The 24,509-nt window shown below is 66.5% G+C and carries 28 protein-coding genes; 16 read left to right on the forward strand and 12 right to left on the reverse strand.

Features of this window, described 5'->3' with window-relative positions; translation table 11 throughout:
• The 3 genes from A5706_RS14375 to A5706_RS14385 form a co-directional block, all read right to left on the reverse strand.
• Positions 1-455 (reverse strand): GNAT family N-acetyltransferase (locus tag A5706_RS14375; RefSeq protein ID WP_068131648.1); only part of this gene is annotated, 455 nt, incomplete at its 3' end.
• A gap of 14 nt (positions 456-469) precedes the next feature.
• Positions 470-1,342, reverse strand: coding sequence for an LLM class F420-dependent oxidoreductase (locus A5706_RS14380; protein WP_068131650.1), 873 nt, complete (start codon positions 1,340-1,342; stop codon positions 470-472).
• A gap of 1 nt (position 1,343) precedes the next feature.
• Positions 1,344-1,700, reverse strand: a complete 357-nt coding sequence (locus A5706_RS14385) for a DUF488 domain-containing protein (RefSeq protein ID WP_068131655.1) — start codon at positions 1,698-1,700, stop codon at positions 1,344-1,346.
• A 47-nt stretch (positions 1,701-1,747) separates the two neighbouring features.
• Here A5706_RS14385 and A5706_RS14390 point away from each other — a divergent pair, with 47 nt between their 5' ends.
• Entirely contained in the window at positions 1,748-3,004 is a 1,257-nt protein-coding gene (locus tag A5706_RS14390) for an HNH endonuclease signature motif containing protein (protein ID WP_068131662.1), read from the forward strand.
• Here the strand turns inward: A5706_RS14390 and A5706_RS14395 are convergent.
• From A5706_RS14395 to A5706_RS14405, 3 genes are all read right to left on the reverse strand, one after another.
• Positions 2,966-3,682: a DsbA family protein gene (locus A5706_RS14395; protein ID WP_068131664.1), complete on the reverse strand. Its 717-nt coding sequence runs from the start codon at positions 3,680-3,682 to the stop codon at positions 2,966-2,968. The genes A5706_RS14390 and A5706_RS14395 overlap by 39 nt on opposite strands.
• Before the next feature lie 11 nt (positions 3,683-3,693).
• Positions 3,694-4,614, reverse strand: a complete 921-nt coding sequence (locus tag A5706_RS14400) for a CoA ester lyase (RefSeq protein WP_068131822.1) — start codon at positions 4,612-4,614, stop codon at positions 3,694-3,696.
• A 75-nt stretch (positions 4,615-4,689) separates the two neighbouring features.
• On the reverse strand, positions 4,690-5,499 hold the full coding sequence (locus A5706_RS14405; protein ID WP_068131670.1) for a hypothetical protein: 810 nt from the start codon (positions 5,497-5,499) through the stop codon (positions 4,690-4,692).
• 152 nt (positions 5,500-5,651) lie between these two features.
• On the opposite strand from A5706_RS14405, the gene A5706_RS14410 reads away from it, so the two are divergent.
• From A5706_RS14410 to A5706_RS14420, 3 genes are all read left to right on the forward strand, one after another.
• Complete coding sequence (locus tag A5706_RS14410) at positions 5,652-5,933, forward strand: WGxxGxxG family protein (RefSeq protein WP_068131672.1); 282 nt, start codon at positions 5,652-5,654, stop codon at positions 5,931-5,933.
• Positions 5,934-6,079: 146 nt separating this feature from the next.
• Positions 6,080-6,646, forward strand: a complete 567-nt coding sequence (locus tag A5706_RS14415) for a hemerythrin domain-containing protein (protein WP_068131674.1) — start codon at positions 6,080-6,082, stop codon at positions 6,644-6,646.
• Between the two features lie 28 nt (positions 6,647-6,674).
• Positions 6,675-8,138 carry a YdiU family protein gene (locus A5706_RS14420; RefSeq protein WP_068131676.1) on the forward strand — a complete coding sequence of 488 codons (1,464 nt, stop codon included), beginning with the start codon at positions 6,675-6,677 and terminating at the stop codon, positions 8,136-8,138.
• Position 8,139: 1 nt separating this feature from the next.
• On the opposite strand, the gene A5706_RS14425 is transcribed toward A5706_RS14420, so the two are convergent.
• A complete protein-coding gene (locus A5706_RS14425) occupies positions 8,140-8,733 on the reverse strand; it encodes a TetR/AcrR family transcriptional regulator (RefSeq protein ID WP_068131679.1) in 594 nt (197 codons plus the stop codon).
• A 44-nt stretch (positions 8,734-8,777) separates the two neighbouring features.
• Between A5706_RS14425 and A5706_RS14430 the strand changes: the two genes are divergently transcribed.
• Genes A5706_RS14430 through A5706_RS14450 form a run of 5 tightly spaced genes read left to right on the forward strand, consistent with a single transcriptional unit; the run spans position 8,778 to position 14,197 of the window.
• Positions 8,778-9,608, forward strand: a complete 831-nt coding sequence (locus A5706_RS14430) for a mycofactocin-coupled SDR family oxidoreductase (RefSeq protein ID WP_068131824.1) — start codon at positions 8,778-8,780, stop codon at positions 9,606-9,608.
• Entirely contained in the window at positions 9,605-10,414 is an 810-nt protein-coding gene (locus A5706_RS14435) for a mycofactocin-coupled SDR family oxidoreductase (protein WP_068131681.1), read from the forward strand. The genes A5706_RS14430 and A5706_RS14435 overlap by 4 nt, the downstream gene beginning before the upstream one ends.
• 34 nt (positions 10,415-10,448) lie before the next feature.
• The gene (locus A5706_RS14440; RefSeq protein WP_068131685.1) at positions 10,449-11,243 is read left to right on the forward strand and encodes a carboxymuconolactone decarboxylase family protein; all 795 of its coding nucleotides are present in this window, start codon (positions 10,449-10,451) and stop codon (positions 11,241-11,243) included.
• Positions 11,222-12,688, forward strand: coding sequence for an aldehyde dehydrogenase (locus A5706_RS14445; protein WP_068131686.1), 1,467 nt, complete (start codon positions 11,222-11,224; stop codon positions 12,686-12,688). The genes A5706_RS14440 and A5706_RS14445 overlap by 22 nt, the downstream gene beginning before the upstream one ends.
• Positions 12,689-12,706: 18 nt before the next feature.
• Positions 12,707-14,197, forward strand: coding sequence for an NAD(P)/FAD-dependent oxidoreductase (locus A5706_RS14450; protein WP_068131688.1), 1,491 nt, complete (start codon positions 12,707-12,709; stop codon positions 14,195-14,197).
• Between the two features lie 20 nt (positions 14,198-14,217).
• Here the strand turns inward: A5706_RS14450 and A5706_RS14455 are convergent, their stop codons facing one another.
• Positions 14,218-15,045, reverse strand: coding sequence for an LLM class F420-dependent oxidoreductase (locus A5706_RS14455; RefSeq protein WP_068131690.1), 828 nt, complete (start codon positions 15,043-15,045; stop codon positions 14,218-14,220).
• Positions 15,042-15,437 (reverse strand): DUF4267 domain-containing protein, encoded by a 396-nt coding sequence (locus A5706_RS14460; protein ID WP_068131692.1) that lies wholly within the window; start codon positions 15,435-15,437, stop codon positions 15,042-15,044. Before A5706_RS14460 ends, A5706_RS14455 begins: the two co-directional genes overlap by 4 nt.
• A gap of 395 nt (positions 15,438-15,832) precedes the next feature.
• Here A5706_RS14460 and A5706_RS14465 point away from each other — a divergent pair, with 395 nt between their 5' ends.
• The 5 genes from A5706_RS14465 (at position 15,833) to A5706_RS14485 (ending at position 19,308) form a co-directional block, all read left to right on the forward strand.
• Complete coding sequence (locus A5706_RS14465; RefSeq protein ID WP_082964375.1) at positions 15,833-16,525, forward strand: TetR/AcrR family transcriptional regulator; 693 nt, start codon at positions 15,833-15,835, stop codon at positions 16,523-16,525.
• A 122-nt stretch (positions 16,526-16,647) separates the two neighbouring features.
• Entirely contained in the window at positions 16,648-17,310 is a 663-nt protein-coding gene (locus A5706_RS14470) for a TetR/AcrR family transcriptional regulator (RefSeq protein WP_068131695.1), read from the forward strand.
• 44 nt (positions 17,311-17,354) lie between these two features.
• On the forward strand, positions 17,355-17,951 hold the full coding sequence (locus A5706_RS14475; protein ID WP_068131826.1) for a DUF732 domain-containing protein: 597 nt from the start codon (positions 17,355-17,357) through the stop codon (positions 17,949-17,951).
• Positions 17,952-18,144: 193 nt separating this feature from the next.
• Positions 18,145-18,612 (forward strand): DUF732 domain-containing protein, encoded by a 468-nt coding sequence (locus A5706_RS14480; protein WP_068131697.1) that lies wholly within the window; start codon positions 18,145-18,147, stop codon positions 18,610-18,612.
• 12 nt (positions 18,613-18,624) lie between these two features.
• Positions 18,625-19,308 carry an N-acetylmuramoyl-L-alanine amidase gene (locus tag A5706_RS14485; RefSeq protein WP_197517829.1) on the forward strand — a complete coding sequence of 228 codons (684 nt, stop codon included), beginning with the start codon at positions 18,625-18,627 and terminating at the stop codon, positions 19,306-19,308.
• Positions 19,309-19,485: 177 nt separating this feature from the next.
• On the opposite strand, the gene A5706_RS14490 is transcribed toward A5706_RS14485, so the two are convergent.
• Both A5706_RS14490 and A5706_RS14495 read right to left on the reverse strand, forming a co-directional pair.
• Positions 19,486-20,157 (reverse strand): hypothetical protein, encoded by a 672-nt coding sequence (locus A5706_RS14490; protein WP_156767121.1) that lies wholly within the window; start codon positions 20,155-20,157, stop codon positions 19,486-19,488.
• 101 nt (positions 20,158-20,258) lie between these two features.
• Positions 20,259-20,885 carry a hypothetical protein gene (locus A5706_RS14495; protein WP_197517830.1) on the reverse strand — a complete coding sequence of 209 codons (627 nt, stop codon included), beginning with the start codon at positions 20,883-20,885 and terminating at the stop codon, positions 20,259-20,261.
• 224 nt (positions 20,886-21,109) lie between these two features.
• On the opposite strand from A5706_RS14495, the gene A5706_RS14500 reads away from it, so the two are divergent.
• The gene (locus A5706_RS14500; RefSeq protein ID WP_068131703.1) at positions 21,110-21,427 is read left to right on the forward strand and encodes a WhiB family transcriptional regulator; all 318 of its coding nucleotides are present in this window, start codon (positions 21,110-21,112) and stop codon (positions 21,425-21,427) included.
• A gap of 138 nt (positions 21,428-21,565) precedes the next feature.
• Positions 21,566-22,753, forward strand: a complete 1,188-nt coding sequence (locus tag A5706_RS14505; RefSeq protein WP_156767123.1) for a hypothetical protein — start codon at positions 21,566-21,568, stop codon at positions 22,751-22,753.
• Between the two features lie 135 nt (positions 22,754-22,888).
• Here the strand turns inward: A5706_RS14505 and A5706_RS14510 are convergent, their stop codons facing one another.
• A complete protein-coding gene (locus A5706_RS14510) occupies positions 22,889-24,283 on the reverse strand; it encodes a phage major capsid protein (protein WP_156767124.1) in 1,395 nt (464 codons plus the stop codon).
• Positions 24,284-24,509 lie beyond the last annotated feature (226 nt).

Here is a 24,509-nt window from a genome sequence, read left to right on the forward strand (position 1 = left end):
TCCTGGCCGAGCACGCTCGCCACGAAATACGGCAGCATATACCCGGCGATTCCCCGATTCACGAACTCTTCGTCGGCGATGGCGGCATGTATCCCCAAATCGTAGGGGTCCGCCTCGTACCGGGTGGCGATGGAATCCTTTGCGGCCCTGTATAACTCGATGTAGGCGTGGTCTTGGCCATCCTGGCTGGCAAAAAACGGCCGGGAATAGCTACCGTTCAGCTGCGCGCTCAGGTATCGGTGCCAGCGCTCGGGCGGCCAGGCGTATTCCCATGATTCGGCGAGGGCGGGCCGGTTCATCCACTCCGAGATCATCTCGGCGTCGGCGTCCGGGTCGGCAAGCCGGAAAGCGTACGGTTCGGGAACGTCGGCGGCGCCGGGCGGCGGCGGCACGCGACGCACCTCGTCGCTGATGTTGGTCAGTTCCCGCGGCAAGATCACTTCGGGTTCGCTCATATCAAACGCGGAGCCTACCCAAGCGCCTCTGTCCACTCGTCGGCCAGCGCGGAAACCCAGCCGGTAGCGGCCTCGGGGCGGTCGGGCGGCGCCGCCACCAGGACCAGTTCGTCGACGCCCACCTCAGCGAGCGCGCCGATGTCGCGGACACTCGGATCGCGCAGCGCCACGGACACCCTCAGCTCGGCGCGATCGCGGCCATCGTCGGCGCAGAGCCGCTCGAGCCTGTCCATGCGTTCGCGCACCGCGGCCGGCCCGTCGAGGTTGAACCCGTACCAGCCGTCGCCCCAAGCGGCCACCCGGCGCAGCGCCGCATCGCTGTTGCCGCCCAACACAATTGGGATGCAGCGCTCACGCAACGGCTTTGGGTTGACCCGGATCGCATCGAAGCGGACGAACGTCCCGTCGAACGAGGCGACGTCGTCGCGCCACAACGTGCGCATCGCCGCCACGTATTCGGCGGTGCGGGCGGCCCGCTGCTCGAAAGGCACACCGAGAGCGGCGAATTCCTCCCGCGACCATCCGACGCCCACGCCCAGCGTCAGCCGCCCGCCGCTCAGCCGGTCCAGGCTGGCGGTCTGCTTGGCGACCACGACCGGGTTGTGTTCGGGGAGCAGGAGCACGCCCGTCGCCAGGCCGATCCGGGACGACGCGGCGGCGGCGAAGCTCAGCGCGATCATCGGGTCGAGCCAATCCGCTTGCGCGGGAACGGCTATGACGCCGTCGTCGGAATAGGGGTAGCGGGACGCGGATCGATCCACCATGACGACGTGTTCACCGGCCCAGAGTGTGGCAAAGCCGCACTTGTCCGCGGCCGATGCGACGGCGTCGATCACCGCCCGATCGGCGCCGGACCCGATTCCCAGCGCGTGCAATCCCAACCGCATTTCAGTTGCCTTTGAGGAGCTTCGCCAGCACCGACGCGTGACTGCCGTCCACTTCGCGGGCGGCGGTCACCAGGGTTACGACGCCGCGCTTGGCCAGCTTTCGCAGTTCCGCCAGCGCCGGGCTGTCGTGCAACTCGTCGGTGTAGCGCGCCGCGAATTCGTCGAACCGTTCCGGGTCATGGTGGTACCACTCGCGCAGCTCCTTCGACGGCGCGACGTCCTTGCACCAGATGCCCACCCGCGGGTCGTCCTTGCGCACCCCGCGGGGCCAGATGCGATCGACCAGCACCCGCTGCCCGTCGTTCGGATCGGTTTCGTCATATATGCGCGCCACACGAATGCGGCTTCTCGCGCCCACGCGCTCAGGTTAGCGATCTTGTCGGTCGCCCCGGTATAATCGAACCTATGTTCGAACCGAATGCCGACGAGGCCGCTCTCATCGAGAGGATCGCCGACTTGGAGCGCGAAAAATCGGCGGCCGCCGCGGGTCAGGCGCGGTTGGCCGCGGCCCTCGATGCGTTGCGACGCTCGAACGAAGCCGCCGCCGGGGTGCCGACCGCCCAGCGCGGACGGGGCGTGGCCAGCGAGATCGCCCTGGCGCGACGCGATTCCCCCGCCCGGGGCGGTCGGCATCTGGGCTTCGCGAAGGCGCTGGTGTACGAGATGCCACACACGCTGGCCGCGCTGGAATGCGGGGCGCTGTCGGAGTGGCGGGCCACCCTGATCGTGCGCGAGAGCGCCTGCCTGGACGTCGAGGATCGCCGGACGCTGGACGCCGAGTTGTGCGCCGACCCGGACAAGCTGAACGGCGTGGGCGACGCGCGGCTGGCCGCCGCCGCCAAGGCGATCGCCTATCGCCTGGATCCGCATGCCGTCGTCGAGCGAGCGGCCAAGGCCGAGAACGAGCGCACGGTCACCATTAGGCCCGCGCCGGACACGATGACCTACGTGACGGCGCTGCTGCCGGTGACCCAGGGAGTCTCGGTGTACGCGGCGCTGCGCCGCGAGGCGGACACCCGCGGCGACGGCCGCTCACGCGGCCAAATCATGGCGGACACCCTGGTGGAACGGGTCACCGGACGCGAGGCGGCGGCCCCCACCCCGATCGCGGTCAACCTGGTCCTCTCGGACGCAACGCTGCTGGGCGGTGACGACGCGCCGGCCGACCTCTCCGGCTATGGCGCCATTCCGGCGGCGGTCGCCCGGGCCATGGTCGCCGCCACGCTGGCGGACCGGCGCTCCCGGGCGACGCTGCGCAGGCTCTACGCGCATCCGCGTTCGGGGGCGCTGGTGGCAATGGAGTCACGAGCGCGCCTGTTCCCGCGCGGCCTGGCAGCGTTCGTCGAAATGCGCGATCAACGTTGCCGCACGCCCTATTGCGACGCGCCGATCCGGCACCGCGACCACGCGCGGCCGTGGGCCGCGGGCGGGCCCACCAGCGCGGACAACGGTCTGGGGTCCTGCGAGCAATGCAACTACGCCAAGGAGGCCGCAGGCTGGCGGGTCACGACCACTGTGGACGAAAACCACACGCACACAGCCGAATTCACCACGCCGACGGGGCAGACGTACCGGTCGACGGCCCCACCTCGGGCTCCCACGATCGAAGTCAGCGAGATCGAGTTACGAATCGGCGTCGCTATTGCCCGACACGCCGCTTAGGCCATCGAGGTCGATAACTTCGCCGCGGTTGATGCTGACCCAATCGCGCCCATCGAGATACGGGCGCAGGCTTCGGCCGATGAGGTCGAGATCGGCCGGCGCCTTGGGCCGCTGCAGTTCGTAGACATGCGGCAACTCGGCCATCCCGGTTACGACGTTCCACAGCGTCAGCGCGGGAGTCCCGGTCGGCGGATCCACCAACACGGGTCCGAACAAGCACTGGCCCAACAGAAAAAGCGTCGGCACACCGAACCCGCCCGCGTCGAGGACGCGCTGATGTTCCTCGCGGATCTCGTCGTGGGTGGTGGGGTCGTCCAGCGCCTCGTCCAAAACCGCCGCGTCGACGCCGATGTCGCCCAGCAGTTTTCGTGCCACCGCCGGATCGTGCGGCTTGCCACCCAGGGTGTGCAGTTCACGTCCGATCGTGCCGTACCACCGGTCCAGCAACGACATGTCCGTCCGGCGCAGCAGCGCCCCGATCCGCATCAGCGACCAGCCGTAGGACCACTCCCGTTCCCACGGGTGCTTTTGGCCCTCCGACCAATTGACCTCTTCGAGGCTGAAGAACCGCCAGTTGATGGTTATGCCGAGCTGCTCACGAACGTCGCGGAGCCACAACGACGTCTGGTAGGCGAACGGGCACATGGGGTCGAAGTGGAAGTCCACGGTGGCGCTCATCGGACCGACTCCTAGTAGTGGTACGTGTCCGACGGCGCGGGCGAGTGCACGCGCTCCTCGTCGTCGAACTCCGACACCTCGATGCCGTAGGCGCGGGCCAGCTCTAAGATCTTGGTGGCCCTCGCGATACGCGGCAGGTCGGAGCCGTTGCGGATCTCTCCCCCGTCACGTTCGAACTCGGCGAAAAACTCCTTGGCCCAGGAGATTTCGTCCTGGGATGGGGAAAGCCCCTCGTTCACCACCGCGCACTGATCTGGCGTCAGGCAGATCTTGCCGGTCATCCCGAATTCGACGGAAACGGCCGTGGCCTCGATGAGCTTCAAGGCGTTGGAGCCGATCGTCGGCCCGTCGATCGCGCTGGGCAGGTTGGCCGCTTTCGCGGCGATCGTGAAGCGCGAGCGCGCGTACGCCAGGGTGCTCGGGTCCTCCCCGAAGCCGGTGTCGCGGCGGAAATCGCCGATCCCGAACGCGAGCCGGAATGTGCCCTTGGCCGCGGCGATCTCGGTGATGCGCTCCAGTCCCCGGGCCGTCTCGACCAACGCCACGATGGGCACGTTGGGCAGGCGTTGCGCGGTCTCGGTGACGTGGTCCACCGATTCGACCATCGCCAGCATCACCCCGCCGACGGGCGTACCGGCCAGCGCCGCCAAATCATCGGCCCACCACGGGGTGCCGAACCCGTTGATGCGGACCCAGTCGGTGTTTTCGGCGTTGAGCCAACGCACCACGTTCTCGCGGGCGGCCTGCTTGTCTTTGGGCGCCACCGCATCCTCGATGTCCAGGACCACGATGTCGGCGCGGGAATGCGCTGCGGCCTGGAACCGATCGGCGTGCGCGCCGTTGACCAGCAGCCAACTGCGGGCGAGAACGGGATCGATGCGCCAGCCGATGTCGGCGGGATCCGGCGCCTGGTCGTCGACCTGTTCGTACATCTGATCTGTCGCCATGTTCATTCCGTTGAGTGAAATTCGTGTTTCTTAGACCGTAGTCGCCTGGCGAACCGGCGATCACGCGGGCTTATGCGAGCGCCGCCACAGCAAGCCCCCCACAGCCAGGACGGCGAATACCAGGAGCGCGGCGAGCAACGACTGCAGCGCAAAGACCGCGAAGTCGTTGAGGTCGTACGAGTCGCCATCGCCGACACACTGGAAGCTCACGCTGGTGCCCGACTGGCCCGGCTTGTAGCTGTAGTGCGAGGTGTTGTACGCCATCGCGTATCCGCTGCGGCACACGATGGGACTCATCCACAGCGCGCTCGACGGGATGAGGGCGGTCGCCGCCGCCGCGATGCCGACACACAGGCCGATCCCCCCGCCGAGCAGCGCAACGATCGGCCCGATCCAACCGGCCCCGGAGAGCTTGCGCTGCGGCGCCGCGAAGCCTCGACCGATATAGGCTGCCCGCGGGCGCGGTGCCAGGAAAACGGGATCGGATGGGTCGCACCGCTGGTAGACGACTTGGCCCCCGACTTTGATCGTGCCGCCCGCGCGCAGGCCGGCGCGGTCGAGGACGTCTCTGTACTGCTGCTGGGAAAGTCCCGCGTCGACGACGGCGCGTGACAGCGCCTCCCGAAGCGGGGCCGGTCCCCCGAATGACTGACTGCGGTCGGCCGCCAAGGCTTGCGCCAGCCGGCGCGCGTGCTCGTCGATGGCGGCCAGCTGCGCGGCGGAGACCTCGGCCGGCTGCTCGACAGGTTGGCCCCCACCCGTGGCCGCCCTCGCGTCGGCCAGCTGGCGCTCGAGCTCCGCGATGCGCTTCTGCTGCGCGAGCTGCAGCTCCAACTCGGCGATGCGCTGTTGCGGATCCTGCTGGTCCATCAGCAAACGATCGTACTTGGCAAAATCCTCGGGTGCAGTTTCATTCCTCTCACACCGGGTAGCCCCACCCTTGCGACATTCGGGCCCTTTTTCGCGTCGCACTCTTTCTCGGTCAGTTCACTAGATCGAGCAGAACAAATTCAGGAGCAAACATGCGTAGGTCAATTGCGGTCATTTCTGCCACCGGAGCACTGCTGTTCGGCGGGGCGGGCGTCGCCAACGCCACCACTCAAAGTGTGCCGGTGCCGTCATCGACCACAACGACGCTGGCCGACAACAACAATGGCCAAAACACCGACCAACACAGCGACGACAATGGCCTGTGGGGGCTGCTTGGCCTGCTCGGGTTGGGTGGGCTCATCGGCCTCAAGCGCCGCAAGGACACCGACACAATCGCGGCTGTCGGAACACCCACGACACGCGGCAACGTCTAGCGGCATACGCCGAAGCCCCCGTCGGATGCTGCGCACGGTCTGACGGGGGCTCGCGTTTACCCGTCCCAGCGCCGGGTATTTCTGGCAAAGCGGTGCACAGCCCATAGCCCGCACCCCCAAATCCCCTATCGATGGAGGTATCGGCGATGGCCGACATGATTGTCCAATCGCCCGAGGAGGTCGTCGCGTTTCTCAAAGCGCAGCACAACCTCATCGAGGACATGTTTGACGAAGTGCTGCACGCATCCGACCCCAAGGCACGCGAGAAGCCGTTCGTGGAGTTGCGCCAACTGCTGGCCGTGCACGAGACGGCCGAGGAAATGGTGGTGCATCCGCGGATGCGGCGCGAGGGCGACGATGGCGACGCGATCGTCGACGCCCGGCTGAAAGAAGAGCACGAAGCCAAGGAACTGCTGTCGCGGATCGAGAAACTCGACACCACCTCGCAGGAGTTCGTCGACGAGCTGACCAAGCTCCGCGACGCCGTGCTCGACCACGCCCGGCACGAGGAGGACGAGGAGTTCCCCGTGCTGGAGCGGGAAGTCGACCCGAACGACCTCAAGCGGATGGGTTCGGCGGTGCGTGCGGCCGAGGCGATAGCCCCCACCCGCCCGCATCCTGGCGTGGAATCGGCGAAGCTGAATTTCGCCGTCGGGCCGTTCGCCTCGATGCTCGACCGCGCCCGCGACTTGATCGCGCAGGCCATCGGCTAGCGACGCGACCTTCCGTAGTCTCGGTGAAGTGAGCGTTGCGCCGGACACCACCGTTGCTCTGCAGGACCGGTTCTTTCGCCAGCTGCCGGAGATGGCCGTGCGCTGGCAGGCCGAGCCGGCCCCCGGCCTGCGGCTGCTCGCGATCAACGAACCGCTGGCCGCCGAGCTCGGTCTCGACGCCGACTGGCTGCGGAGTCCCGACGGGCTGCGTTTCCTGGTGGGCAACCTCGTCCCCGGCGGCGCCGTCCCGGTGGCCCAGGCTTATGCCGGGCACCAGTTCGGAGGGTATGTCCCGCGATTAGGCGACGGCCGCGCACTGCTGTTGGGCGAGCTCGTCGACGGCGGCGGGCGCCTGCGCGACATCCACCTGAAGGGGTCCGGCCGCACGCCGTTCGCGCGCGGCGGCGACGGCCTGGCGGCGGTGGGCCCGATGCTGCGCGAGTACATCGTCAGCGAGGCGATGCACGCGCTCGGCGTCCCAACGACCCGGTCGCTGGCCGTCGTCGCCACCGGGCGGCCGGTGCAGCGCGAGACGCAGCTACCCGGCGCCGTGCTTACCCGCGTCGCCAGCAGTCACCTGCGCGTGGGCAGCTTCCAATACGCTTCGGCCACCGGCGATGTCGATCTGCTGCGCCGCCTCGCGGACCACGCGATCGCGCGCCACCATCCGAGCGCGGCCGAGGCCGAGCGACCGTACCTGGCCCTGTTCGAAGCGGTGGTCGCCGTCCAGGCGTCGCTGATTGCCCGATGGATGCTGATCGGTTTCGTGCACGGGGTGATGAACACCGACAACATGACGATCTCCGGTGAAACCATCGACTACGGACCGTGCGCCTTCATGGAGGCGTATGACCCGGACACGGTTTTCAGCTCGATCGATTTCTGGGGTCGCTACGCCTACGGGAACCAGCCGGTGGTCGCCGGGTGGAACCTGGCCCGGTTCGCCGAATCACTGATTCCGTTGCTGTCCAACGACGTTGACGAGGCGGTGGGGCTCGCCGAGGAAGCGTTCGGAATTTTCCGGCCCAGCTACGACGCCGTGTGGTCGGCCGGCATGCGCGCCAAACTGGGCCTGTCCGAGGACCTGGACGCCGGAGTCGTCACGCCGCTGTTCGAAGAATTGCTCGCCCTGCTGAACGAGAGCAACGTCGACTACACGTCCTTCTTCCGCCACCTCGGGCGGGCGGCGCGCGGGGAATCGCAAGGAGCGCGCGGGCAGTTCATCAACCTCGCCGGGTTCGACGACTGGTTGGCGCGCTGGCGCGCCCTCGACCCGGACGCCGAATCGATGGACCGGACCAACCCCGTCTACATTCCGCGCAATCACGTTGTCGAGGAGGCGCTGGCCGCGGCGACGGCCGGCGATCTCGATCCGCTCGGGCGCCTGCTCGACGCAGTCACCGCCCCCTATGACGAACGACCGGGCCTCGAGCGCTACGCCAGCCCCGCGCCGGAGGACTTCGGCGCGTACCAAACGTTCTGCGGCACTTGACCTATTGCGCGATGGCGCGATTCTCGTAGGCCACCGTCAGCCAGAACACCGCGCGCTCGATCCCGGGCACGATCTCGGTGACCTCGATCTCGCCCTGCGCAAAGCGACCCAAGAAGCCGAAGACGACGCCCGTCAGGATCAGCTCGAGATCTTTCGCGTAGTCCGAATCCACCTGGGCCGTAATCGATTTGGCGACGGGGACCACGGCATCGACGCCACGCTGGATCAGCCTTTCGCCGCCCGGCCCGGATCGTGCGCGAAAGTACGAGCGCAGCATCGTCGGGTGTCGCTCCCACGGCTCGAAAATCGTCCGCATCACATCCATCAGGTCGGAGTAAAGCGATTCGCCGCTCGCGCCGGTGGCCGGTGACGGCAGGTTCGCGTAGCGATTGGTGTCCATCCACCATTCGAGCGCGGCGACGATCAGCTCGTCGCGGGTCGCGTACCGCTTGTAGATCGTGGCGAGGGATACCCGTGCGCGCTTGGCCACCTCACGGAGCTGCACGGCCTCGTAGCCCTGCGTATCCAGCAGCTCGACCACGATCTCGATGATCGGATCCGGCTGGCGACCCCCTTCTGCAACCACGGTAACCATGTTACTCTACCGCTCGGGTAACCACGTTACTGAAGGGAGGAATGATGGGCCAACTGGAGGGCAAGGTCGCCTTCATCACCGGCGTCGCTCGCGGACAGGGCCGCAGCCACGCGATTCGCCTGGCGCGCGACGGGGCCAATATCGTCGGCATCGACATCTGCGAAGACATCGCCGCGAACGGCTACCCGATGGCCAGCCGCGCCGAGCTCGACGAAACGGTGGCCCTCGCCGAGGCCGAGGGCGCCAAGATGCTCGGGCTGGTGGCCGACGTCCGCGACTTCCGTCAGGTCAAGTCGGCGGTGGACGCCGGCGTCGAACAGTTCGGTCGCCTCGACATCGTCCTGGCCAACGCGGGGATCGCACCCGTGGCCTTCCGCGAGCTGACCATCGAGGAGGAGCTGGAACAGTGGAAGGCGGCGACCGCGGTCAACCTCGACGGCGCGTACCACACCGCGTGGGCGGCCATCCCGCACCTGCTCGCCGGCAATCGCGGCGGGGCAATCATCTTCACCAGTTCCACGGCCGGACTGAAAGGTTTCGGCGGCCTGCAGGGCGGCGGCCTGGGCTACGCGGCCTCCAAACACGGCATCGTCGGGCTGATGCGGACACTCGCCAATGCGCTTGCGCCGCTGAACATTCGGGTCAACACCGTGCACCCGACCGCGGTCAACACCATGATGGCGGTCAACCCCGCCATGACCGAATTCCTCGAGAACTACCCCGACGGCGGCCCGCACCTGCAAAACCCGATGCCGGTCGGCCTGCTGGAGCCCGAGGACGTCAGCGCCGCCATCGCCTACCTGGTCTCCGACGAGGCCAAGTACGTCACCGGGGTGACCTTTCCCGTCGACGCCGGATTCTGCAACAAATTATGAGCGCGAACGGACGAGTCGCCGGCAAGCGAGTGCTGGTAACCGGCGCCGCGCGGGGAATGGGCCGCAGCCACGCCGTACGACTGGCCGAGGAAGGGGCCGACCTCATCCTGGTCGACATCTGCGCCTCACTGCCGGAGATCGAGTATCCCCTCGCCTCGCGCGCGGACCTCGAGGAAACCGCGCGGCTGGTCGAAAAGCACGACCGCCGTGCCGTCCTCCACGTGGTCGACATCCGCGAGGCGGCGGCCCTGGCCGCGGCGGTCGACGACGGCGTCGCCGAATTGGGCGGCCTGGACGCTGCCGTGGCCAACGCCGGGGTGCTGACCGTCGGCACCTGGGACACGACGACGTCGCAACAGTGGCGCACCGTCGTCGACGTCAACCTCATCGGCACCTGGAACACGTGTGCCGCCGCCCTCCCCCACCTCGTCGGCCGGGGCGGCAGCCTGATCCTGGTCAGTTCGTCGGCCGGGCTGAAGGGCACCCCGCTGCACCTCCCGTACACGGCGTCCAAGCACGGCGTCGTCGGGTTGAGCCGCGCCCTAGCCAATGAGCTTGCAGCGCAGAGCGTTCGGGTCAACACCGTGCATCCGACGGGAGTGGAGACGGGAATGCGCCCGGAGTCCCTGCAGGGCCTCCTCGCCGAGACGCGGCCCGACTTGATCCCCATCTTCCTCAACGCCCTGCCCACCCTCATGGTCGAGGCGATCGACATCAGCAACGCGGTGCTGTTCCTGGTGTCGGACGAATCCCGATTCGTGACCGGGCTGGAGTTCAAGGTGGACGCCGGCGTCACCATACGGTGATTGCCACCAAACCCCAACGCAGAGAGCGGGTTTCATGACAGAACGCTCAGAACTGGGCAGGCACCGTTTCGCCGAGGTGATGACGGTGCCCCCGCCCGACGATCCGAGCCCCACGACCACCAGTGGCCTGATCGATTTCGTCTTCGCCGAAATCTGGTCGCGGCCGATCTTGAGCCGCAGGGACCGGCGTTTCGTCACGCTGGCCTGCGTCGCGGCCGCCGACGCCGAGGAGCCCCTGCAGGATCACGTGTACGCGGCGTTGAACAGCGGCGACCTGACGATCACGGAGATGCGCGAAACGGCGTTGCATTTCGCCGTATACGCCGGTTGGCCCAAGGCGTCCCGATTCAACATGGCCGTCGACGCGCAATGGGAACGGATCCAGCGCGCACGCGGCCAGGACGTGCCGCCACCCGAGCCGCTGCTGCCCCTGACGACGCCGAGCGATCCGGAGAGCCGGTTGGCGAGCGGGGAGGAATGCTTCAAGGCAGTCAATTGCATTCCGTTCGTTCCGATCCGCGACAACCCCTACTCCGGAGCGGGGATTTTGAACTTCGTGTTCGGCGAGATGTGGCTGCGGCCGGGCCTGGGAATCAAGGAGCGGCGCCTGGTGACGTTGGCCTGTGTGGCCATCCAGGATGCGCCCATCCCGATCCTCAGCCACGTATACGCCGCGCTGAAGAGCCGCGACATCTCCTTCGACGAGATGGACGAAGTGGCCCTGCACTTCGCCGCCTACTACGGCTGGCCGAAAGCCTCCCGCCTGAGCCAGGTGATCGGCGAGCAGAAGCAGCGCGTCTCGGCGGAATGGCTCGCGGAAGCCACGTGAGCTCGTCGTTGTCCGGAGGACTCCTGATCGGCGGCGACCGCGTCACGCGGTCGTCCGGCGGGGCCCACCAGCACATCTACCCGGCCACCGGCCAGCCCAACGCGAGCGTGCAACTGGCGGGCGCCGCCGAGATCGACGAGGCGGTTGCCTCCGGGTGGGCGGCCCATCGAGAATGGATGTCACTCACCGCCGATCGCCGGCGGGATAAGCTGATCGACTTGGCCGACGCGGTGCGCGACGACCTCGACGAGCTGGCTCGGCTCAACGTGCACGACTACGCCGTTCCAATCTCGCTTGCCGGCAACGCGATTCTGCTCGAACGATTTCTGCGTCACTTCGCGGGCTACGTCGACAAACCGCACGGTCTCAGCACGCCGATGGCCGAATCGTTCGACGTCAACCTCGTCGAGCGCGAGCCCTACGGCGTCGTCGGCGTCATCACCCCGTGGAACGGCGCGCTGGTGGTGATCGCGTCGTGCGTAGCCCCGGCGCTGGCGGCGGGCAACGCCGTCGTGCTCAAGCCGTCGGAGGTGGCGCCGTTCGCCGCCTTACGATTCGGCGAGCTGTGCGTGGCGGCCGGCCTACCGGCCGGGCTCGTCAACGTGGTGCCCGCCGGACCCGAAGGCGGTGACGCCCTCGTCCGCCACCCCGGCATCCGCAAGGTGCACTTCACCGGCGGCGCGGCGACCGCCCGCAAGGTCCTCCAGGCGGCGGCGGTGAACGTGACACCGGTGGTCGCGGAGCTCGGGGGCAAATCGGCGATGATCGTCTTCGACGACGCCGAACTCGACGCGGCCGCCATGCTGTCGGCGCACCAGGGCCCGCTGATCCAGTCGGGACAGAGCTGCGCCTGCGCCAGCCGGATCCTGGCGCACGAATCCGTCTACGACGCGTTCGCCGAACGCTTTGTGCGCGCCGTCACGAGCGCCAAGGCGGGTGACCCGTTCGACCCGGGCGTGGTGTTCGGGCCCGTCATCAGCCAGCCCGCCGCCGATCGCATCATCGCCGAGATCGACGAGGCCGTCCGCAACAAAGCGGGTGAATTACTCACCGGCGGAACCAGATTGGGCGGCGAGCTGGCGAAGGGCTACTACATCGAGCCGACGGTGTTCGGCGGCGTGGACAACGCTTCCACGCTGGCCCAAACGGAGACCTTCGGCCCGGTGGTATCGCTGATGAAGTTCGGCAGCGAAGCAGACGCGGTGCGCATCGCCAATGACACGCCATACGGCTTGAACGCGTTCGTGCAGACGCGCGACCTCGCCCGCGCGCACCGGGTGGCGCGCCGGCTCGAGGCGGGTTCGGTGTGGATCAACACGTTCAGCGACATCTCACCGCAGGGACCGTACGGCGGTTTCAAGCAAAGCGGCTTCGGTCGCACCGGCGGCCTCGACGGCCTGTACGAATTCCTGCAAGTCAAGAACATTCGAATCGGCATGGGCTGAAGCGTTTAGAGTTCCAGGATGGCTGGAAACGTCGCGGTGATCGGGGCGGGACCGGGCGGTCTCATCGCGGCGCGTTGGCTGCTGTCGCAGGGGTTCGAGCCGACGATCTTCGAGCGCTCACAGGTGCTCGGCGGGCAGTGGGCGGGCCTCGACGGCCGCAGCGGCGTATGGCCCAGCATGCACACGAACAGCAGCCGCGTCCTGACGGCCTTCAGCGATCTCGAGCCCGAGACGAGCCTGGTGTATCCGTCCAACCGCGCCATTCTCGACTACTTGCGCCGCTACGCAGAAAAGTTCCGGCTCGTCGAGCGCATCCAGTTCGGCGCCCCGGTCGAACTCGTCACACGAGACGGCGCCCGCTGGCTCGTTCGTCATGCCGGCGGGGAGGAATGCTTCGAGCGGGTCGTGGTGGCCACCGGAAGGTTCCACGCCGCAGCCATCCCCCCGGTGCCAGGGCTCGAGACCTTCGCCGGCTCGGCCGGGGCGACCTCGACATACCACTATCGGGGGCCCGCCCCGTATCAGGGCAAGCGCGTTCTGGTGGCGGGCTGCGCGATCAGCGCGCTCGAGATCGCTACGGAACTCGCCCAACTCGGCGCGGCGCGCGTGGTGGTGACCCAGCGGCGCCAGCGGTACGTGCTGCCCAAGTTCGCCGCCGGCGTCCCGTCCGATCACCGGGTCTACACGCGGTACGGAACGCTGGCCGACGAGACGCTGCAGCCGGCCGAGATCGACCGGCAACTCAAGGAGATGGTGGTCGCGGCGGGAGGGAGCCCCGAACAGTACGGCGCGCCGGCGCCGGACCCTTCCGTCTCGGTGGCAGGCCTCACCCTCAACCAGCACTACCTCCCGCTGGTGGCCGAGGGCCGGATCACGGTGCGCCCGTGGATGGAGTCGGTCGCGGGCACGACGGTGGCGTTCGCCGACGGCCGCACCGAGGAATTCGACGGGATCGTGTTCGGCACCGGGTTCAATCTTTCGATGCCATTCCTCGGGGAAGGCATCCGGCGCGTCCTCGACCTGGACTCGGTGCACCTGAACGCCGACCGCTACACCTTCCATCCCGACCTTCCGGGTCTGGCCTTCGTGGGCATGTGGGACCAGTCGGGCGGATACTTTGTGCCGCTTGAACTTCAAGCCAGGTGGATCGCGTACACATGGGGCGGCACCGTCTCGTCGCCCACCGAGACCGACCAGCGGTCGGCGATCACGGCCTACCGCTCGCGGCGAGGGACGTCGCAGAAGACGCGGATGAACCTGGTCGCCGTGACCTTCGCCCGGGCCGCTGGTGTCGAGCCGAAGCCGGATGACTGGCCGGAGCTGCGGCGCGCCCTGCTGTTCGGTCCCCTGGCGCCGAGTTGTTTCCGGCTCCAAGGCCCGGACGCGTTGCCCGACGCGCTGACCCGGTTCGCGCGCGACGCCGCAACCTTCGGTGCGATCACATCCAACGAGCTGACCGAGCGGGAACGCAACTACTGGTCGCTCGTGGAAGCGGCCCTGGTCCGTTAGATCCCCTGCCCGGCAATCGTTTACGCCAATTGCGCGAACTCGGCCTGCAGCTCATCCAAACGCCGCAGCGTCTCGTCGCGCGGCTCGGTGGGCAGCTCGACCAAAGCCTGCTCCACCCCCAGCGGCAGGTAAGCCTCGAGTGCTTGTGCCGTGTGCTGCCCCATGTGCATGTTGATCACCGGGACGTCGTGCCCGGCAACGGCGCGCAGCTCCTCCAGCTGACCCGACAGGGCGGCCGCCGACCCGCTCATGGCGAGCCAGCCGGCGTTGAGCCGGGCGATGCGCTTGAAAGCCCCCGGCCCGCCGCCCACGTACAGCGGCGGATACGGCTTCGTCAGCGGCTTGGGCCAGCTGTAGATCGCGTCGAAGTTCACGAATTGGCCGTGGAATTCAGCCTTTTCTTGCGTCCAGATCTCGATCATCGCGTCCAGCCGCTCGTCCGCCGTGCGGCCGCGCACTCCCGGATCGACGCCATGGTTGGCGATCTCCTCGCGCAGCCAGCCCACGCCCACACCAAAGCGGAATCGCCCCTGCGACACCAGGTCGAGCGAGACCACCTCCTTGGCCGTCAGGATCGGGTCTCGCTGCGGGACCAGTGCGATCCCGGTGCCCAGGACGAGTTGCTCCGTCGCGACGGCCGCCGCGGTCAACGCCACGAACGGATCGAACGTCCGGTAGTACTTCCGCGGAATCGGGCCGCCCATCGGATACGGCGTCTTGGCGTCGACGGGGATGTGCGAGTGCTCCGCGAGGAACAGGGAGGCAAACCCGCGCTCCTCGAGTGCCCGGCCCAACTCGACCGGGCCGATTCCCTCGTCGGTGATGAACGTCAGAACGCCGATCCTCATGGTTGCTCCCCTCGTCGCCCGACGACGTTACGCCGCGTCGCCCCCCAAAGCCCCACGCCGATACCGACGACGGCACCGCCGAGGCCGATAAGCCGCTGCGACGGCTTCAACTCGTCGTGCACGCTCATCCCGCCGAGCAGGTCGGCCGCGTCGGCACCGCCCGAGGCCAGGAACCAGCCGCGGGTGTCCTTGCCGCGCAGCGCCGCCGCGGCGAGCAGCCCGCCGATCAACGCATCGCGATAGCCCATGGAATGCAGCAACAGGCGCGCCGTCGGCGTCGGCTCCTCCGGGTCGCCCCACAGCCGGTTCGCCCGGAGCGGGTCGACGAGGAAGGAGATGCCCGACGCGAGTCGGATGCTGCCCGCGACAAGCGCGGCCCGGTCGATTGCCATGGCCGCAGCCTAGAGCCAATCGCTCCGGTGCACGAGCATGAGGTTTCGTTCGCCAGTGAACTAGAGTTCACCGAAATAGTCGTTTTCAGTTATGAATTATGGCCAGTCAGACGTTTAAGGAGGTTGCGGTACGTTGCTCAGCTTCAGCAAACCCGTTCGGGTGAAACGCAATTGCCGCGTCGCCGGTTGTGACCCGCAAGCCGCGCCACCGAAACGGCCGGGACCAGCCACAAGCCCGCGAGAACTATTTCGAGCGAGAACAATTGTGCATTTGTCTAATAGAAGAGTCGGCCAACATTTCCCTCGCTCTCGATCCTGCGCGACGTCAATTCGCCCGACACGGGGTTTCCGAAAGCGGGTGTGTATGACCGATCAGCGGATTATTTTTACAAACTATGACGGGACAGGGGGATCCGCGAGCGCGTCCGCAGCAATATGCGAGCCACACGGTCACGCCACGCCGCAAGAAGCTTGCACCCGACCCCGACGTGCGCCGCGCGATCGTCGATGCCGCGGCGAAATCGGTTCGCGAGCAGGGTGTTCGGGGACTCAGCGTCGCCACGGTGCTGGAGCGCGCGCAGCTGAGCACCCGAGCGTTCTACCGACATTTCGAGTCGAAGGACCAACTGGTGGCGGCGGTCTTTCTGGAGATGACGCGCAGCGAAGTGACGCGGCTGCGCGACAAGATGTCGCAAGCCACCGACCCTATCGAGGCGGTGGCCGCCTGGATCGACGGGCGGCTCGACCTCGCGTTCGACGAGGACATCAGGACGGAGCTGCGGCAGGTGTCGCTGGAGGCCCAATCGAAAATGGTCTCCACCCCCGAGGCGGTGACGCCCGCCTATGGCGCAATCCTCGAGCCGCTCATCGAGCAGCTCCAGCGGGGCCTGGAACTCGGCGTGTTCAAGGACATCGTCCCGGCGGTCGCGGCGAAGTCGATACATGGCGTCGTGTGGGCCGGCACGCAGCGGCAGTGGGCGACGAACCATTGGGACCGAGATGACGTGCGCGACCGAGCCGTGCGGTTCTGCCTGCGCGGCTTGGGCGTGGCGCCGCACACCATCGAGCAAATCACCGCCTTGGGCTAGCCAAAGATTTCGAAAACGTAAATTTTCGATCAGTCGATGTTTGGAGGTTTCCGCTGGCAATGGCGCGGGGTACCTACGCACCTATGAAACGTCTGTATAACCGGACTGCCCTCTTCTGACCCATGACTACCTCGTTGACGCAACGGCGGAACAAGCTCGCCCCCGACCCGGACGTGCGGTGCGCCATCCTGGACGCCGCCTCTCAGTCGATGCACGACTACGGCGTCCGAGGGCTTAGCGTCGCCGCCGTGCTGGAACGCGCGCAGCTCAGTACCCGCGCCTTCTACCGGCATTTCGACTCGAAGGACCAGTTGGTCGCGGAGGTCTTTCTGGAGCTGGCCCGCATGGAGACCCAACGGTTGAGGGGCCGGATGGCGAACACCACCAACCCGGTCGAAGCCGTCGTTGCGTGGGTCGACGGGCGACTCGAACTCGCCTTTGGAGACAACGCCGAATCGGGTTCGCGCCGCCTGTCGTTGGAGGCTTACTCGCAAGCGCTCTCCTCTCCGGAGATGGTGGCCCCCGCCTACGGTGCGATACTCGAGCCGCTCATCGAGCAGCTTGAGCACGGGCTCGAACTCGGCGTGTTCGAAGACATCGTCCCGTCGACCGCGGCGAAATCGATCCACGGCGTCGTTTGGGCGGGCACCCAGCGGCAGTGGGCAACCCATCGTTGGGACCGCGCCGTCGTCCGCGAACGCGCGCTGCGGTTCTGCCTGCGGGGACTCGGCGTTGCGCCCCAGACGATCGAACGGGTAACCGGGGACGACGCCGCGGCGGGTTAGCCCTTACGTGGTTGGGTTCTCACAATCGCTCGGTGATGGTTACCATGGCCGTCATGGCCGAGCCGTCTCCGGCTGCCGACGAAACGTTCGGGCTCAACCGCGCCGAGACGGTTGCCGTACCCAATCACGCGGCTTCGGATGAAGCCGACCGCACGTCGGCGCGCGACTACGACGACGTCCGGGATGAACCGCAGGAAGACCGCCAATCATGGAGCGCCACTTGGCGAAAGGCCGGCGTCCTGCTAATGGGCGGTCTGGGGTTGGCGGGCGCGATCGTCCTGGTCTTCTGGCTCGTCAGCCCGTCCCCCAAGAGTCGGCAACCGGCCGCGCCGACGCCTGCATCGACCACACCCGCGGCGCCGCCTTCAGCGGCCGGCCCGTCGTCCATCGTGTCTACGCCGGATCAGGACAACAAGTACGTGCAGGATTTGAACAACCACGGCATCTCCTTCGCCAATCCCGAGGCCGCCATTCACAACGGGAAGGTGGTGTGCGACGACATCCGTCAAGGGATGACGGTGCCCCAGATAGTCGGGGCGTTCCGGACCAGCAATCCGGGGCTCGACGCCGATACCTACGTGACGATCTCCGTCCACGCGTACTGCCCGCAGAACGCGAACCTGGTCGGCCCGGCGTCCTAGCGCGGTCTGTACGGACCGCCGCCGCCATGACAGACTTCGACATCGGCCATTGACGTGTCGTTGAACTCCGGAGCGTAAACGGTGCGATATTGATTGGACTTGGGGTTGCCTGGGGAGTCCGGGCGAGGGGTCGGCGTTGTCCGCGAAGCGCGAGCGCCCTTGGCGACCATCCGGGAGTCAAAGGAGGCCGCGCATGACGGGCAGCCAAACCAGGCAGACGCCGGTTGGGGTGCTCATCGGCGGTGCGGCTCTCGCGGTAGCCGCCCTGGCGGGCCTCATTTCGGTGGGGGTGTACCTGTCACGGGACAAAACGGCGATGTCGCCGGGCCCGCAAACCGTCACGGTCAGCGCCTCGAGCGCCGCCAACGCCCCGGCCGACGGCGCGGACGCACAGTTCCTCTCCACGCTGGACAGCTACGGCATCAGCGACAGCGGAAAGGCGGCCATGCGTCAGCGGTTCATGGAGCTCGGCCACCACACCTGCTTCATGATGCTGCCGCCGCGGCCGGAGCCCATCGAATCCACGGTCAACAACATCCTGGCCGCACAGAACCAGGACAGAGCCGCGGGCAATCCGTGGCCGAAACGGTTCAGTCATGACGACGCCTTGCATTTGGCACAGGCCGCCGTCTTTGCGTACTGCCCGAGTGCGGCGAAGTAGGAGCACTGGCCCATGGTCGACCGCCGTCAGCTGTTCCGGCTGGCGGGCGGCATCGGCTTGTCGGTGATCGGCGCGGGTGCGGCACGGACGGACGTTGCCTCGGCCGCCAGTTCGGCGCAATTGCTCTGCCGAGACGCCTGGGGCGCGCGGCCGGCCCGCGCCGGCGGGAAGCCCCACACCATCACCCGCATGACCCTGCACCACGAGGCGGTGGTCCTCGGTGAAAATCGCAATGCCCCAAGCCATTTGCGCCAAGACCAGCGGTACCACCAAGACGAGAAGGGCTGGATCGACATCGCGTATCACGTCGGCGTCGACCGCAACGGCAACATCTACGAACTGCGGAGCACCGAATTCGCGGGCGACACAGCGACGGACTACAACACGACCGGCCATTTCCTGGTGCTCTGCGAAGGCGACTTCGATCAGGAGGCCGTGTCCGAGGCGCAGCTGCAGGGAGCCGCGCTCGCGTTCGCCTGGGCCGCGCAGAACTTTCGAGTCGCAAGCAACACGTTGGCGGGCCATCGCGATCTGGCCTCGACGTCCTGCCCGGGCGCGAACCTCTATGCCCATCTCTCGTCGGGTGACCTCAAGCGCCGCATTGACGATTTGCTAGCGGTCGGCCCGGTGGACCTCCAGCGCTTTTGCGGGCCCGACGCGGCCGCAAAAGTCGCGGCCATCGAGGCGGGCAGCTGACGGGGCTTATACGTCGTAGTAGAGCGCGTACTACGTTCTCGCTGTTTATACCCCGTAGCTGTGACGGTTGTGCGACAAAACCGCTGCTCAGCCTGGTTAGTCCGCGCAGCCGTCGGAACCGTCAGAAATTCTGCTGCGTACTGACTGCGTACCGGGAAGGACGGCGGCCCGACGGTACTACAGCACGTCGAGAGCCCGCTTCAGCTCCGAGATTGCGCGATCCCGCAAGTCGTACATCGTCCACTCCTCGTCGTATTCGAAGTACGGGGAGGGGTGAATTATCTTGTACGCCTCGTGATACGCGGCCTGAACTGCTTCAGCCGCGTCTGCCATACCCAACAGGTCGAGCCGGCGAGCGACTGGCCAGACGATCAACTCGTCGAACTCCTTCTCCGCGTGAGCTTGTCTGACCTCACTCGGCTCGTCGAGCCAGTCCGGGTCTCCTCCGAAGGCGGCGTATTGGGTAGCGAGCGCCGCCAAGTCATGTACCAGGTGTGCGGCCTCCGTCACCAAGTCAAGCCGCTCCTCCCGTCGCTGCTGGGCGGCAGCGGCCTCGATCTGGCGTGCGACGGACTGGGCGTTGGCTTCGATCTGGCGGCCGACCGCATCGGCGTTCGCGGTGATCTGCTCGGCAACCACTTTCGCGTTGGACCTGATCTGCCGGTTAACGGCCCAGAACGCGATACCCGCACCTATCAGCGCCAGTAGACCGGCTATCAGCGTCGCGGTCGGCCCATTGATCCAGGCGAGGTCGTCATGCGGAGCGAACTTCCCCACCACATCGGGCGGTACGTTCACCACGACGGTCTGGGTCGGGCTCGGCGTCGGCGTAGGCGTCGGCGTGGTCACCGTCCCACTATCCCCAACCGACTGCCGGCGCAAGACGAAAATCCGCATACCCTCTAGGAGCAGCGGGGCGATGACCTCCAGCCCTACCTAGCTGGATCTGTTTATCCGAGGCTCTTGTAATCGACGTCGCTCGGTGTGTCAGGGTTCCGCCACCGGTTCGGTAACTCTGGTCCCTGCCAAATCAGCCGATTACCGTCGCCGATCACGATCTCCTTTTCAACGTCCAGCATCTTAATTGCCAGCTCCTCGATTTCGGGCCACGCCTTCGTCAGCGTCACATGCCACTCCGGATCGGGCGCGGTTAGAGGCGGTGGCTCGACGTTGCGGTCTCTCCCTTCTACGAACGCAGCAACCTCCTCATCAATGAAGGCTTTGATGGCGTCCACGTCTCCGCCCATTTGCCGTTCGTAAGCGAACCAATCGTCGTGATTACAGCGGAACGCCTCGGCCACCTTGCTTTCGAAGGTGCGGTCGTCGCCATCGCGGGTCTCTTCCCCGATGATCCAGGCGCGCGCATGTGCCCACGGCCCGCCGTAGATGATGAACGCTTGGTCCTCGGGCTCGTGGTCATGCTTGGTGTATCCCCGTGCCTCGTCGTCGACGAGAGGGTTGTACGAGATATCTATCTCGTCGACACGCCCACCGGGACACTTCACTGCGGCGACGGCATGACCTGCCTCGTGGTAGGCCACAAGGCGGCGGTCTTCCTGATCCTCAGGGTGATTCACGCGGTCGAGATTAAGCGATGATCCACAGCCAATAAAGGCCCAAATCACCGAAGCGCCCATAGACACCGAGGGGGTATGTAGCGATCGCGGAAAAGCTCGTTGCACGCGCCCGCCCGCCCAACCGAATTTTTACCGCCTCAGATTCGGCGTTTTTTTCGGACCGTGGTCCGATTAGTTCCCCGTGTTGCCCGCGCCCGAGGCCGCCGCGACGCCACACTGGCGGCGTGGGCTGGTCCGACTTGGCCGCCATCCTCGCTCGCGCTCCCGCCTTCCCCGGCGCCCGCTGCGCCGGCCGCAGCGCCTTGTTCGACCCGCACTCGGCGCGCGAGCCCGACCGCGAGGAGCGCGAAGCGGAGGCGCTCTCACTGTGCCGCGACTGCCCGGCGCTAACGGCCTGCCGGGAATGGTTCGCGACGCTCGCCCCGGCCGAGAAGCCGTGGGGCGTGATCGCCGGCGAACTGCGGCGCGAGCCGCTACCGCCGACCGGGCGCCGGTATGTTCCGACAGGCCGGCCAACCGGCCGGCCGCGCTCCAAGGCCTGAGACGAGCGCCGGACCCGCGCCGGCCGACGTAACCGCCCGATCCCGAGGAGAGCTTCAGGTCAGGCGGCGCCGCGAGCGGGGCCAGACGTCTACTTGGACGCACCTTCGGGTCCGCCGGTTCCGATACCATCTACTAACGTGACAAACCCCACCCCCGAGCCCCTCTTCGATGACTTTGTGAGGACCGATGACAGCCCGGCTCTCTTTTCCGAGGGCTCCTACTCCTTCCTGAATCGCGCAGCAGGAGAACGATTTTCACGCATCCGGTCCCTACTGGAAGACTGGTTTACCCACTACCCGGACGAACACAAGGAGCAGCTCCGCAATTCGCTCACGGTCAGTTCCCCGGGCCAGCACCTAGGGGCCTGGTGGGAGTTGTATACCTTCACCCTGTATCGGTGCCTCGGCTATTCGATCGAGATCCACCCACGCATCGACGGCGTGGAGACCCGGCCCGACTTCCTCGTTACCCGCGAAGACGAGTCGATGTACGTGGAATGCACCGTTGTTATGGGAACCGACGCGCCGGCGACGAAGAATCCCGCCATCGCGGCGGCGATTTACGACGCGATCAACGAGATTTCCGACCCCAACTTCATGATCGGGGTCGAATTCAAAGAGGAAGGCACACAACAGCCCAGACGAAGGCAAATCAAAACCGACATCGGCAACTGGCTGAGAGGACTCGACCCCGACGCCGTGCTGGCAGACATCGAGGCCGCAAACGCCATCGGCGAGTTAGGCGACCCGCCTGAGAAGGACTTCGCTTTTCACGACTGGGTCCTCACCTGCACCGCGTTCCCTGTTTCTCCCGACAAGCGGCGGGAGGGACGCCGGGTCCTCGGTTCCCTACCGCCGTCCGGCGCATTCTGGGTTCGGAACGCAGAGCGTATCCACGATGCCGTGCGCGCCAAGGGTTCTCACTACGGGGCACCAGGATCGCTTGACAGACCACTGATCGTCGCTGTGCTCACGGTCGGCAACTTCGCTGACATAGTCGAGGTTACCGATGCCCTGTTCGGCCCGACCGCAATCAGCTACAACTGGGGCGATCCTTCGTCGGTGACGCCGTTCCGCGAGAGGACCGGGTATTGGCGGGGGCCGGAATCCGATCGTGGCCTCCGAGTATCGGCAGTCCTTTTCAGCCACGATATACAGCCGTGGTCAGTGGCGTCTCACTTGCCGACTGCGGTGATTAATCCGTGGGCAGATAACCGCATTGACGAACATCCGCCATTGCCCACTGTTACGGCCACCGACAACGGCGAGATCGTTGAGAGGCCATCGAACACGACGCCGCACGACGTGTTTGGTCCGAATATCTAAATTCCGGCGCGGCCGATCTACCAGCGGTGGCCGGGCCCGAGAGCGGCTCGCAACGCGGGCCCGGCCACCATTCCCTTTTACCCCGGCGGGTCGGGTCAAAGGAGAAATCCCGACCCCGCCAGGCTGTTTCGGCGCCTATGTGCAGTTAAGGACGCGGAACGCGTTATCTACCAGCACATCTGAGCCGTACCGCATCCAAAGCCACGCTCCACGTTGGCCTGTCGGGCGACGATTGGCGCCGAACAGGTGCGGGATGATTTCGAGCGAACTGCCGATCCGTTGGGAGATAAGAAAATTCGAGAAATCGCCGTACACCAACAGATAATTCTCCGCGCCGGTATCGGTCGTCGAATCCATCTCGGAGTTTTCGTGAATCGGTCGACCCAAAAGCATGGGCGGGTTGGCTGCCAGCTCGGGCCAGCGGATCGCGCCATTCGTCGACTCTTGAGCGCGAAGGAGGTTGATCGTCGCGAGGTGCGACATCCATTGTGCCCGAGGCGAAAAGCGCGGCGGCAGCTTATTTTGCAAGCCGTAGACGTCGGTGTCTTTCACGACCTCGCTCGTGCCTGTGTTGACAACAACCGTTGGGCTACTTGCGATCAGCGCGGTGATGATGCCGGTCGGCTGACCCGATCCGGTACCGACCGTGAACGCGGTCGAAAGCAACTGGTTAGCGCTGTCCTGTAGTACTCTCGCGAGTTCGGTCATTAGGGCCGGGGCGTCGCCCTCTAATTCCACGGAAAAGGGCGTGAACACGCTTCCTTTGTAGTTCGGGATGGCGGGCTGCGCGAAAGTCAGCGGCGCTTCAGCGGCTTCCGAAGCCTCACTAAGCCACTCCGAAGTCGTTCCGGCACTTGATATTCCATGCCAGACGTCAGAAACCGTGGTTACCACGCGAGAGATTTGCATCAGCGGATTTGCCGTACCCGAACTAGTCAGCAACACGGTCGGGTCGAGTTCGTAAGGAATCAAATACCCTCCGGCCGAGTCGGTTTGGGAAAGCGCGCGCTGCTCGGTCTTCAACTCGACGACGCGGCGAAACGCCTCCTGCTCGGGTCCCGACCACAGAAGGTGCCCACGGTCGGGGTCGATGACCAGCTTCGCGAACGCGTTGCGGTAATCCTCGGAGCCGGTCAGCGTGACCCAGCGCGCCGCCCATCCCCGCGACGACGCCGGCCCGACCGACATCAATCGCTCGATGGTTTCGGCGCCGGCGGCGGGCAGCCGGTCGGAACGTACGGAATCGTCGAGGCAGCGCATCGCAGCGCTCCTCAGCCCGCCGCGCTCGCCGGCGTATGGGTCGACCCCGCCGCCGCCGACGTAGGCGCCGCCGGTCGAGCCGCCCTCGAACCGGGTACCGGCCGGGAACGCGGGGTACTCGTCGGAGGCCTCGACCTGAGCGCGCGTCCGGGAGTTGATCTGCCTCATCCGGTCCAGGGTTCGGCGGTCGCGCCGGCCGGTGCGAGCGATGTCATCGAGTTCGGCCATGATGCTGTCGTATTCGGCGCTGAATTCGGCGTCGTTCATCATCGGGATCACCTTCAGGTGTTTGGTCGGGTCCCCGTCCGCGCGGTGAACATTCGCCGCCACTGGGGCTTGACTGAAAAACCGCGCAAGACGGGGAGCCCGAAGACTTTTCGGGGAATTTGGCCGGGTGCGCTGCTGCGTCCCAAACGTGGGAGGCGCTGCGCTGCGCGGCATTTATGGTTGTCGCCGGGTGCCTGCCTGCGCCCCGCCGAATCGGCGGAGGGTGGCG

It is taken from the genome of Mycobacterium sp. E796 (assembly GCF_001672815.1).
Classification (GTDB): Bacteria; Actinomycetota; Actinomycetes; order Mycobacteriales; family Mycobacteriaceae; genus Mycobacterium.

Excerpts from the sequence above, each read along its gene's own strand:
- A5706_RS14380 (WP_068131650.1), bottom strand. The coding sequence starts at position 1,342 with ATGCGGTTGGGATTGCACGCGCTGGGAATCGGGTCCGGCGCCGATCGG.
- A5706_RS14390 (WP_068131662.1), top strand. The coding sequence starts at position 1,748 with ATGTTCGAACCGAATGCCGACGAGGCCGCTCTCATCGAGAGGATCGCC.
- A5706_RS14395 (WP_068131664.1), bottom strand. The coding sequence starts at position 3,682 with ATGAGCGCCACCGTGGACTTCCACTTCGACCCCATGTGCCCGTTCGCC.
- A5706_RS14400 (WP_068131822.1), bottom strand. The coding sequence starts at position 4,614 with ATGTACGAACAGGTCGACGACCAGGCGCCGGATCCCGCCGACATCGGC.
- A5706_RS14405 (WP_068131670.1), bottom strand. The coding sequence starts at position 5,499 with ATGGACCAGCAGGATCCGCAACAGCGCATCGCCGAGTTGGAGCTGCAG.
- A5706_RS14410 (WP_068131672.1), top strand. The coding sequence starts at position 5,652 with ATGCGTAGGTCAATTGCGGTCATTTCTGCCACCGGAGCACTGCTGTTC.
- A5706_RS14415 (WP_068131674.1), top strand. The coding sequence starts at position 6,080 with ATGGCCGACATGATTGTCCAATCGCCCGAGGAGGTCGTCGCGTTTCTC.
- A5706_RS14425 (WP_068131679.1), bottom strand. The coding sequence starts at position 8,733 with ATGGTTACCGTGGTTGCAGAAGGGGGTCGCCAGCCGGATCCGATCATC.
- A5706_RS14430 (WP_068131824.1), top strand. The coding sequence starts at position 8,778 with ATGGGCCAACTGGAGGGCAAGGTCGCCTTCATCACCGGCGTCGCTCGC.
- A5706_RS14435 (WP_068131681.1), top strand. The coding sequence starts at position 9,605 with ATGAGCGCGAACGGACGAGTCGCCGGCAAGCGAGTGCTGGTAACCGGC.
- A5706_RS14440 (WP_068131685.1), top strand. The coding sequence starts at position 10,449 with ATGACAGAACGCTCAGAACTGGGCAGGCACCGTTTCGCCGAGGTGATG.
- A5706_RS14445 (WP_068131686.1), top strand. The coding sequence starts at position 11,222 with ATGGCTCGCGGAAGCCACGTGAGCTCGTCGTTGTCCGGAGGACTCCTG.
- A5706_RS14450 (WP_068131688.1), top strand. The coding sequence starts at position 12,707 with ATGGCTGGAAACGTCGCGGTGATCGGGGCGGGACCGGGCGGTCTCATC.
- A5706_RS14455 (WP_068131690.1), bottom strand. The coding sequence starts at position 15,045 with ATGAGGATCGGCGTTCTGACGTTCATCACCGACGAGGGAATCGGCCCG.
- A5706_RS14460 (WP_068131692.1), bottom strand. The coding sequence starts at position 15,437 with ATGGCAATCGACCGGGCCGCGCTTGTCGCGGGCAGCATCCGACTCGCG.
- A5706_RS14465 (WP_082964375.1), top strand. The coding sequence starts at position 15,833 with ATGACGGGACAGGGGGATCCGCGAGCGCGTCCGCAGCAATATGCGAGC.
- A5706_RS14470 (WP_068131695.1), top strand. The coding sequence starts at position 16,648 with ATGACTACCTCGTTGACGCAACGGCGGAACAAGCTCGCCCCCGACCCG.
- A5706_RS14475 (WP_068131826.1), top strand. The coding sequence starts at position 17,355 with ATGGCCGTCATGGCCGAGCCGTCTCCGGCTGCCGACGAAACGTTCGGG.
- A5706_RS14480 (WP_068131697.1), top strand. The coding sequence starts at position 18,145 with ATGACGGGCAGCCAAACCAGGCAGACGCCGGTTGGGGTGCTCATCGGC.
- A5706_RS14485 (WP_197517829.1), top strand. The coding sequence starts at position 18,625 with ATGGTCGACCGCCGTCAGCTGTTCCGGCTGGCGGGCGGCATCGGCTTG.
- A5706_RS14510 (WP_156767124.1), bottom strand. The coding sequence starts at position 24,283 with ATGATGAACGACGCCGAATTCAGCGCCGAATACGACAGCATCATGGCC.